Source organism: Halomonas sp. 707D4 (genome assembly GCF_024158685.1).
Classification (GTDB): Bacteria; Pseudomonadota; Gammaproteobacteria; order Pseudomonadales; family Halomonadaceae; genus Vreelandella.
In genome coordinates this window covers 1-10,077 of sequence record NZ_JAMZBD010000062.1, presented here as the reverse complement: position 1 = coordinate 10,077, position 10,077 = coordinate 1, and the positions used below count along the sequence as shown (strand labels likewise).

At 64.6% G+C, this 10,077-nt stretch carries 9 protein-coding genes; 6 read left to right on the top strand and 3 right to left on the bottom strand.

Annotation, left to right across the window (positions count from 1 at the left end):
* Positions 1-249 (top strand): magnesium transporter (locus BIS11_RS04430; RefSeq protein WP_253585767.1); only part of this gene is annotated, 249 nt, incomplete at its 5' end.
* A 15-nt stretch (positions 250-264) separates the two neighbouring features.
* Here the strand turns inward: BIS11_RS04430 and BIS11_RS04425 are convergent.
* Positions 265-945, bottom strand: coding sequence for a phosphatase PAP2 family protein (locus tag BIS11_RS04425; RefSeq protein ID WP_253421022.1), 681 nt, complete (start codon positions 943-945; stop codon positions 265-267).
* Between the two features lie 32 nt (positions 946-977).
* A complete protein-coding gene (locus tag BIS11_RS04420) occupies positions 978-2,171 on the bottom strand; it encodes a cation diffusion facilitator family transporter (RefSeq protein WP_253421020.1) in 1,194 nt (397 codons plus the stop codon).
* Between the two features lie 176 nt (positions 2,172-2,347).
* Here BIS11_RS04420 and BIS11_RS04415 point away from each other — a divergent pair, with 176 nt between their 5' ends.
* The 5 genes from BIS11_RS04415 to nhaD all read left to right on the top strand — a co-directional run bounded on the left by BIS11_RS04415 (position 2,348) and on the right by nhaD (position 9,125).
* Entirely contained in the window at positions 2,348-3,148 is an 801-nt protein-coding gene (locus BIS11_RS04415; protein ID WP_253421018.1) for an undecaprenyl-diphosphate phosphatase, read from the top strand.
* 30 nt (positions 3,149-3,178) lie between these two features.
* The gene (locus BIS11_RS04410) at positions 3,179-4,285 is read left to right on the top strand and encodes an FAD:protein FMN transferase (RefSeq protein ID WP_253421016.1); all 1,107 of its coding nucleotides are present in this window, start codon (positions 3,179-3,181) and stop codon (positions 4,283-4,285) included.
* 1 nt (position 4,286) lies between these two features.
* Positions 4,287-5,654 carry a bifunctional UDP-N-acetylglucosamine diphosphorylase/glucosamine-1-phosphate N-acetyltransferase GlmU gene (gene glmU, locus BIS11_RS04405; RefSeq protein WP_253421014.1) on the top strand — a complete coding sequence of 456 codons (1,368 nt, stop codon included), beginning with the start codon at positions 4,287-4,289 and terminating at the stop codon, positions 5,652-5,654.
* Between the two features lie 32 nt (positions 5,655-5,686).
* A complete protein-coding gene (gene glmS, locus BIS11_RS04400; RefSeq protein WP_253421012.1) occupies positions 5,687-7,513 on the top strand; it encodes a glutamine--fructose-6-phosphate transaminase (isomerizing) in 1,827 nt (608 codons plus the stop codon).
* 145 nt (positions 7,514-7,658) lie between these two features.
* Entirely contained in the window at positions 7,659-9,125 is a 1,467-nt protein-coding gene (gene nhaD, locus BIS11_RS04395; RefSeq protein WP_253421010.1) for a sodium:proton antiporter NhaD, read from the top strand.
* A gap of 116 nt (positions 9,126-9,241) precedes the next feature.
* Here the strand turns inward: nhaD and BIS11_RS04390 are convergent, their stop codons facing one another.
* Positions 9,242-9,859 carry a CBS domain-containing protein gene (locus BIS11_RS04390; RefSeq protein ID WP_253421007.1) on the bottom strand — a complete coding sequence of 206 codons (618 nt, stop codon included), beginning with the start codon at positions 9,857-9,859 and terminating at the stop codon, positions 9,242-9,244.
* Between the last annotated feature and the right edge of the window lie 218 nt (positions 9,860-10,077).

Genomic DNA, 10,077 nt, shown 5'->3' with positions numbered 1-10,077 from the left:
ACCATGGCGGTCGCCGTGGCGCCGATTGGCATCATGCGCGGCGGCGAGGCGGTCGCCATGATCGTGGCGCTGAGCATGGTGACCATCGTGCTGTTCGGAAGCCTGATGGGCATGTGCCTGCCCTTCGTGCTCGAGCGCTTCAAGGTCGACCCGGCGACCGCTTCGGCTCCGCTGGTCACCACGCTGATCGATGCCACGGGCGTGCTGATCTACTTCACCATTGCCACCACCATCCTCGCCCACCTGTGAGCGCGGGTACGGCGCCTAGCGCCGTACCCAGCCGCGCGCGATGAGCGGGGCGAACAGCGTGCGATGACAGCGCAGCACGACCCGCTCGTAGGGCGGGGTCACCAGCCAGGCGCGACCGAGCCCGGTCAGCGCCGCCATTGTCGGGGCGAGCATCAAGGCCCCGATCATGTCCCGCGGGAAGTGAACGCCCAGATAGACCCTCGCCCAGGCGACCGGCACGGCGGCCACCAGCAGCGCATGGCCGAGCCGTCGGGTGCGATCGTGCAGCGTCAGGCTGAAGGCCATGGTCAGCATGATCGTCAGATGGTTGCTCGGAAAGGCGGGCGTGGCCGCGTGCTCGAGCAGGTATTCGCCGACCGGCACCATGAAGGGGCGCGGCATCGGCCACAGCGCTCCGATCGCCCCGCTGACGCCCAAGGCCAGAAGCGTGGCGACGAAGGCCTCGAACAGCGGCCGTCTGGAGGCGTCGTCACCGAGCAGCCAGCCCAGCACCAGCAGCGCCGGCACCACCAGGATGATGTCCGAGGCGCAGAGCGTGGCGATCGTCACGAGCCAGTCGGGAGCGTTAGAGGGAGAATTGAGCAGTTCGAAAAGAGCGAGATTGAGGGCGTCCATGTCGTCCGGGGCAGCAGGTAGCGGGCAGGAGGCGGCTCGTTCGAGCCGCCGGCATCGCGCACCGCCATCGTCGATGCGCACGGTGGCGTGAGACCGCCACCGGCGACGATCGTTCAGCGCAGCGCGCTGCTCGCCGCCCGGGTGATGTAGAGAATTTCGACGTGACCGAGCCACTCGATATCGCCGGCCATGGCCTTCAACTGGCTGGCCAGGCACTGGGGCGGCTGGTGGACGGCGTCACTGATGATCAGCGAGACCGATACCTTGTTGTCCAGGTAGTGAAGCTGCAGTTCGTTGAGTGTGCGCCACACCGGATGGGCGTACCAGCGCGCATCCAGGGCGGCCTCGACCTCCGGACGCAGGGGAAGACCCGGGAGCTTGCTGGGGTCGCCTTCGCCGGCATCGTCTTCCGGGTCGATATGGAAGATCACGTCGGTGAGCAGCGGAAACGCCTGGCGCAGCCGGCGGCTGACTTCGTTGCCGATCTCGTGGGCTTCCGAGACGGTGATCGTCGGCCCCACCACGATGTGCAGGTCGACCATCACCCAGCCGGCGGACTGGCGAGTGCGCAGGTCGTGCACGCTGTCCACCCCGGACACGCTGCAGGCCACGTCGTGCATCTGCTGCTGCACGTCCTCGGGAAGCGCGGTATCGACGAGCTCGCGGGCGGATTGCCACAGCAGATCCCACCCCACCTTGCCGACCAGCAGTCCCACCACCACCGCCGCGACCGCATCCAGCCAGCCGACGCCGAACTGGGCGCCCAGAAGCGCCACCAGTACCACGGCAGTGGAGAGCGCGTCGCTGCGCGAGTGCCAGGCATTGGCTTCCAGAAGCTTCGACTTGACGCGCTTGGCCACGCGCATGGTGTAGCGAAATATCCACTCCTTGCTGGCAAGCGCCACCACCGTGATGCCGATCGCGACGAACCCCGGGGCGCTGACACCCTGGCCGCTCACCAGCCGATCGAGGCTCGACCAGGCGATCCCCCCGGCAACGAAGATCAGGATACTGCCGAGCAGCAGGGTGGTGAGCGTCTCTATTCGACCGTGACCGTAGTGGTGGTCCTCGTCCGGCTCCTGGCGACCGTAGTGGATGGCGGCCAGCACGAAGCCGTCGGTGACCAGGTCCGACAGCGAGTGGATGCCGTCGGCGATCAGCGCCGCCGAGCCGACCAGAAAACCGACCGCCACCTTGACGATGCTCAACACGGCGTCGAGCCAGGCACCGATGTAGGTCACCCGCTTGGCTTCGCGGTGATCGAGCGCGTGGTGTTGAACCACTGACGATTCTACGGTCTGAGACATGGGGTCCTTGCCGGGGCTCACGTTCGATGAAGCTCCATTGTAGCGTATGGCGGCGTAATCCATAGCCCCCGTTGCTCGTTCGCTGCCGAGGCGGACAAGAAATGAGCAGGTGTGTATTCTTTGCCCCGCTTGGAAGAGAAAACACGATCAAACAACGCAAATGAATAGGACAATCGATGGATTGGCTTCAAGTGGTGGTATTGGCAGTCGTGCAAGGTCTCACCGAGTTTTTACCTATTTCGAGTTCGGCCCATCTCATACTGGTCCCGGTCCTCACCGAATGGCAGGACCAGGGGCTGGCCTTCGATGTTGCACTGCACCTGGGCAGCTTGAGCGCGGTCGTCGTGTATTTCAGGCGTGAGCTCTGGCAGATGGCGACCAGTAGCATGACGGCCCTTGCGGGCAATGGTATGAACGACGATGCCCGGTTGGCCCTTTGGGTGACCATGGCCACGCTGCCGGTGTGCATCGTCGGTTTCGCGCTTGAGGATGTCATCGAAGGTTACATGCGCTCGACGCTGGTGATCGCGCTGAGCCTGATCCTGTTCGGGCTGGCCCTCGGCTACGCTGACTGGAATACGCGCGGTACGCGCAGTGAATACCAGTTGACGCTGAAGGACGTATTGATCATTGGCGCCGCTCAGGCGCTGGCTCTGATTCCCGGCACCTCGCGCTCGGGAATCACCATTACTGCCGCACTTCTGACTGGCATGAGCCGAGAAGGCGCCTCGCGTTTCTCGTTTCTGCTCTCCATTCCTGTCATCATACTCGCCGGCGGGCTCAAAGCCTTCCAACTGGCCAGCAGCGAAGTCACCATCGATCTGCAAGCGACGCTGGTCGCCACGCTGCTGTCGGGCTTGAGCGCCTACGTCTGCATCCATTTCTTTCTCGCGCTGATCAAGAAGCTCGGCATGCAGCCGTTCGTCATCTACCGCGTACTGTTCGGCGCTTGGCTTTTGTGGTTTTTCCATTTCTAATGCCTGGGCGTCATTTCAAGGGAACATGTCATGAGAAACACTTCGCCGCGGTGGCGCCGAGTCGTCTGGCTGACGGGCGCTCTATGGCTTGCGGGCTGTTCGGAGAGCGATCGGCCGCTCGAGTCCCCGGTTCGCTTCGAGGGCGGCATCTTCGGCACTTTCTACCAGGTGACCATCGTCGATGCCCTGACCCAGAGCGAGGCGCAGGCGCTTGAAGAGGGCATCCTCGCCGAGCTCGAGAGTGTCGATCAGGCGATGTCGACCTACCGCGACGACTCGGAGCTGATCGCCTTCAACCAGGCACCGCTCGATGAGTGGCAGCCGCTCTCCAACGAGCTGATCGAGGTGATGGCGATCAGCCAGTCGGTGGCCGAGGCGAGCCACGGCGCCTTCGACATCACCATCGGCGAGCTGGTCAACCTGTGGAGCTTCGGTCCCGGTGCGCGCCCGGAAGAGGTACCCTCCCCGGAGGCGCTCGAGCAGCGCCTGGCGCAGGTCGGCTTCGATGCCGTCGAGGTGGATACCCAGTCGATGCAGGCCCGGCGCGAGCGCGACGTCTTCGTCGATCTTTCCGGCGTCGCCAAGGGGCACGCGACCGATCGGGTGGCGGCGTACCTTGATCAGCAGGGCATCGAGGATTATCTCGTCAACCTCGGCGGCGACCTGATCTCGCGCGGGCATCGTGACGAGGCCGAGCAGGAACCCTGGCGCATCGGTATCGAGGTGCCCCGAAACGGCCGCCCCGAGGCGCAGCACATCATTCCGCTGGAGTCGCAGTCGGTGGCCACCTCCGGTGACTACCGCAACTATTTCGAGGTCGACGGGCAGCGCTACTCGCACACCATCGACCCGCGCACCGGGCGCCCGGTCACCCACAACCTCGCCTCGGTATCGGTGTTCCACCCCTCCAACGCCTGGGCGGACGCCTGGGCCACGGCGCTTCTGGTGGTCGGCGAGGAGCAGGGCATGCAGCTGGCCGTCGATAACGACCTGAACGTGCTGATGCTGGTCAACGACGACGAGGGCCACTGGCAGAGTCTGGCGAGCCCCGCCTTCGTCGACGACTTCGGCGAGGCGCTGCTCGACGAGCTCGGCATCGATGCCTGGACTCCCGCTCTCTCTTCTACAGGTGAATGACATGCAGGAACTCGATATCGTCGTCCTGGCCGCCGGCAAGGGCTCGCGGATGCGCTCGCAGACGCCCAAGGTGCTGCATACTCTGGCGGGAAAGCCCTTGGTGGAGCACGTGCTCGACGCCGCCGCCGAGCTTGCCCCGACGCGCACCCACGTGGTGATCGGCCACGGCGCAGAGGCGCTGCGTGAAGCGCTCGCGGATCGCAATGTCACCTTCGCCGTTCAGGCACAGCAGAAGGGCACCGGCCACGCCGTCGCCCAGGCGCAGGGCCTATGGGGCAACGGCAAGGTGCTGGTGCTCTACGGCGACGTGCCGATGATCGAGGCCGATACGCTCTCCGCGCTGCTCGACCAGGTGGACGACACGCGGATGGGGCTTCTGACCGTGACGCTGCCCGACCCGACCGGCTACGGGCGCATCAAGCGCGACGCCCAGGGGCAGGCGATCGCCATCGTCGAGCAGAAGGATGCAAGCGAGGACGAACTCGCCATCACCGAGTGCAACACCGGCATCATGGCGATGACCAGCGCCCAGCTTGCGCGCTGGCTGCCCACGCTCTCCGACGACAACGCCCAGGGCGAGTACTACCTGACCGACGTGATCGCTCTGGCCCACGAGGAGGGCACGCGGGTGTGCACCGCTCAGCCCAAGAGTGCGCTGGAGGTCGAAGGCATCAACGACCGCATCCAGATGGCGCGCCTCGAGCGGGCCTACCAGGCGCGCCTGGCTGAGGCGTTGATGGCCCAGGGCGTGGCACTGGCGGACCCGTCGCGGTGTGACATACGCGGCACGCTCACCTGCGGCGAGGACGTGTTCATTGATGTCGGCTGCGTGTTCGAAGGCACGGTGGTATTAGAAAAGGGCGTCCATGTCGGCCCCTACAGCGTGATCAAAAACAGCACGCTGGGCGCCGGAAGTGTGATTGACAGCCATAGCGTGATCGAGGATACCGTAAGTGCCGGGGACAACCGGATCGGGCCCTTTGCCCGGCTGCGACCCGGCACGCGTCTAGCCGCCGGCGCCAAGGTGGGCAACTTCGTCGAGACCAAGAACGCCGAGGTGGGCGAGGGCAGCAAGATCAACCACTTGAGCTACGTGGGCGATGCCACCCTGGGGCGCGACGTGAACGTCGGCGCGGGCACCATCACCTGCAACTACGACGGCGCCAACAAGCACCGCACCGTGATCGGCGATGCGGCGTTCATCGGCTCCAACAGCGCCCTGGTGGCGCCGGTCACGATCGGCGCCGGCGCCACCATCGGCGCGGGGTCCACCATCACCCGTAACGTCGACGACCAGGCGCTGTCGTTCACCCGTAGTCTGCAGCGCCAGAAGGCTGCGTGGCCGCGCCCGAGCAAGAAAACGTCTTAACCACCCCGTCTTGAAAGCTCAGGAGAGAACCCATGTGTGGCATCGTCGCGGCGGTTGCACAGCGCAACGTACAAGAGATCCTGCTCGAAGGCCTAAAGCGCCTGGAGTATCGCGGCTACGACTCCGCCGGCATGACGGTGCAGGACGGGTCTGTACTCTCGCGTCACCGGGCAGTGGGCAAGGTGGGCGCGCTTGCCGACAAGCTCGCCGCTGCGCCGCTGCCGGGCATTACCGGTATCGCCCACACCCGCTGGGCGACCCACGGCAAGCCCACCGAGGCCAACGCCCACCCGCACCACGGCGCCGAGCGGGTGGCGGTGGTGCACAACGGCATCATCGAGAACTACGAGCCGATCAAGCAGCGTCTGGAAAGTGACGGTGTGACCTTCCACTCGCAGACCGATACCGAAGTGATCGCTCACTTGCTCGACGAGCGACTTTCGAAGGGCGAGGACCTGTTCGAGGCGACGCGCACCATCGTCACCCAGCTGGGCGGCGCCTATGCGCTGGGCGTGATGAGCGCTTCGGAGCCCGGCGTGGTGGTCGGCGCCCGTCAGGGGAGCCCGCTGGTCGTGGGCGTGGGCATCGACGAGGCGTTTCTCGCCTCCGACCCGATGGCGCTTTTGCCGGTGACCGACCGCTTCATCTACCTCGAAGAGGGTGACCTGGTAGTACTTCGCGAGAAGGGCGCGATCAGCGTGGTCGACCGCGCCGGACAGCCGGTCGAGCGCACGGTGCACACCTTCGAGCACGGCGATGGCGCGGCGAGCAAAGGCGAGTATCGCCATTACATGCTCAAGGAGATCTTCGAGCAGCCCGAGGTGATCGAGGCGGTGCTGGAGGGCCGACTGAGTGCCGGCAGCGTGCTGGTCGAAAGCTTCGGCCCCGATGCCCAGGCGCTTTTCCAGCGCGCCCGGCAGATCCATGTCATCGCCTGCGGTACCAGCTTTCACGCGGGGCTGGTGGCGCGTTACTGGCTCGAGCGCTACGCCGGTATCCCGGTACAGGTGGAAGTCGCCTCGGAGTACCGCTACCGCTATCCGGTGGTGCCCGAGGGCACGCTGTTCGTTGCCCTTTCCCAGTCCGGCGAGACCGCCGATACCCTCGCTGCGCTGCGTTTTGCCAAGACGCTGGGCTACATCGGCTCGCTTGCGATCTGCAACGTGCCGGGAAGCTCGCTGGTGCGCGAATCCGACGTGGCGCTGATGACCCGAGCGGGCCCGGAGATCGGCGTGGCCTCGACCAAGGCGTTCACCACCCAGCTCGTCGCGCTGATGCTCTTGACGCTTTCCGTGGCGAAAGCCCGGGGCGATGACGACCATCGCGACATCGTCGAGGTGCTGCGCAAGCTGCCCGGGCTTTGCCGCCAGGTGCTGGCCCTCGATGGTCAGATCGAGGCGCTCTCCCAGGCCTTCGCCGAGAAGCAGCATGCGCTGTTTCTGGGGCGCGGCGCCCACTACCCGGTGGCGCTGGAGGGCGCGCTCAAGCTCAAGGAGATCTCCTACATCCATGCCGAGGCCTACCCCGCCGGCGAACTCAAGCACGGCCCTCTTGCGCTGGTGGACAGCGAGATGCCGGTGATCTCGGTGGCGCCCAACGACGACTTGCTCGAGAAACTCAAGTCGAACCTGCAGGAGGTACGCGCCCGTGGCGGCCAGCTGTTCGTGTTCGCCGACGAGAACGTCGACATCACGGGCCAGGAAGGCATCCAGGTACTGACGCTGCCCTACGTGCACGAGGCGCTGGCGCCGCTGCTCTACACGCTGCCGCTCCAGCTCTTGAGCTATCACGTGGCGGTACTCAAGGGCACCGACGTCGATCAGCCGCGCAACCTGGCAAAGAGCGTAACGGTTGAGTAGCGCTTCCCGGGCGGTATAAAATGGAGTTTGTGGATGCGGCGAATCGTCGCATCCGCATGTGCAGGCGCTGCGTTGCACCATTTCGTTAGGGTGCTTATCATCGCAGCGTTGCCCACCTACTCCTAACGCCCAGGATCCCACCACCATGACTCCATCAGACGTCCTCGCAACCCGGTGCCTCGACCGCCGGGGTGCGTGGCTGTTGATCTTATTCGTGCTGCTTGCCTTTCCCTCGCTCGCCTTCGCTGCCCCCGGCTCGCTCGACTTGACCTCCTCCGTTGCCGGCATCGTCTCGGTCGCGCTGTTCATTCTCGCCTACGCGCTGGTGATGAGCGAAGAGATCATTCACATGCGCAAGTCCAAGCCGGTGCTGGTGGCGGCGGGGCTTATCTGGGCGATCATCGCCTGGGTCTACGTGCAGGCGGGCCTGCCCGAGGAGTCCGAGACGGCGTTTCGCGAAACGCTTCTGGAGTACACCGAACTTCTGCTCTTCTTGCTGGTGGCGATGACCTACATCAACGCCATGGAGGAGCGGCGCGTGTTCGATGCACTGCGCGCCTGGCTCGTACGCAAGGGGTTCAGCTACCGCAGCCTGTTCTGGATCACCGGTTTTCTCGCTTTCTTCATCTCGTCGATCGCCAACAACATGACCACCGCCATGTTGATGTGCGCGGTGGTGCTGAAGGTCGCCGAGGGCGACAAGAAGTTCATCGGTCTCTGCTGCGTCAACGTGGTGGTCGCCTCCAACGCCGGCGGTGCTTTCAGCCCGTTTGGCGACATCACCACGCTGATGGTCTGGCAGGGTGGCCAGGTGCCCTTCATGGGCTTTTTCGTGCTGCTGGTACCGGCGATCATCAACTTCATGGTGCCGGCGGTGATCATGAACTTCTTCATCGTCAATCGTCAGCCCGCCGCCCTCACCGAGAACGTCTGGCTCAAGCGTGGCGCACGGCGCATCATCGTGCTGTTCCTCTTGACCGTGGCGATCTCGGTGCTGTGCCACTCGATCCTTCACCTCCCGCCGGCGATGGGCATGATGTTCGGACTCGGCCTGCTGCAGTTCTTCGGCTACTACCTGCGCCGGAGCCTGCCGCGCTCGCTCGAGCGCAAGCGCGAGCGCTACTCCCGCCGCGGTGACTGGAAGAAGCTCGAGCAGCTCGGAAGCGTCGTACCCTTCGATATCTTCAGCCGGATCGCCCGCTCGGAGTGGGACACCCTGCTGTTCTTCTACGGGGTGGTGCTGTGCGTCGGGGGCCTGGGGTTCATGGGCTACCTCGCCCTTCTTTCGGAAACCCTCTATGGCGGCTGGAACCCGATCTGGGCCAACGTGGTGCTGGGCCTGATCTCGGCGGTGGTCGACAACATCCCGGTGATGTTCGCCGTGCTTGCGATGGCGCCAGACATGTCCGAAGGCAACTGGCTCTTGATCACCCTGACCGCCGGCGTCGGCGGAAGCCTGCTTTCCATGGGCTCGGCGGCGGGGGTAGCACTGATGGGCCAGGCCCGCGGCATCTATACCTTCGCGGTACACCTGCGCTGGCTGCCGGCGATCCTGCTCGGCTATATCGCCAGTATCGGGGCACACCTTCTGATCAACGCCTCGCTGTTCTAGATCACGGGCTCATTTGGCCGTCATGGCCAACCGAAAGGCGCCCATCGGCGCCTTTCGGCCGTTGAAGATCAAAAAAAACCGCCCTCCAAGGAGGGCGGTCGTGGAAAGCGGTCGTATTACAAATCGTGGCCGGTGATGACCTGGCAGATATCGGCGAAGCTGCTGGCCATGGGCACCACGGTGTTGGGCACCTTGCTGCTCGCGCCCTTGCCGATGGCGTTCTGGATATCGGTCACCGAGATGAGGCCGCGCACGCTCAGCGCACCCTCGGCGTTATGCTCGGTCACCAGCAGGTGCTGCTCGGTGAAGCTCTCCATGGAGAGGATCAGATCCTGGATGCTCAGCGAGGCGAGGTGCTCCATGGGCATGGCGCTGAGTTTTTCCCAGGGCGTCATGATCATTTCGGCGGTGATCTCCTCGCGGTCGAGCTGGCGCTGCTGCATGGCCAGGTTGATGCGCCGGGTGCCGATCACTTCCTTGGAGGTCAATACGCCGATGCAGTGGGCGTCACGGTCGATGACGAACAAGAGCCGCACGCCACCGTGGCGCATCTTGAGGTGGGCATCGCTGATCGGCGTGTCTGCGGCGATCGACTGCGGTGCCACCTGGGTGAAATCGGTCAGCACCGAAAGCGCCGGGCTTTCCTGGCCAAGCTCTTTGGCCGAAGGGGTGGTCAGCACCGGGGTTTCACCGAACTGGACGAGCGGTTTGGGCTTGCGAACCATCAGATTCATGGCACTACCTCCGTGATCAGAATGTGCAGAGCGCTGTCTGCCGAGTACTTTGTCAGTACCTTTACATTTGCACGGAATTCTTACCGCAACCTTAAGAACGCTCAATCATTGTGGAATAGCCGTGATAGTGCGCCGCTATGACGGCTCGACGTGGTGCTCGCGGGCAAGCCTTGCACGCACGCGAAGCCCGCCGTCGGGGGCATCCTCGAGATGCAGGG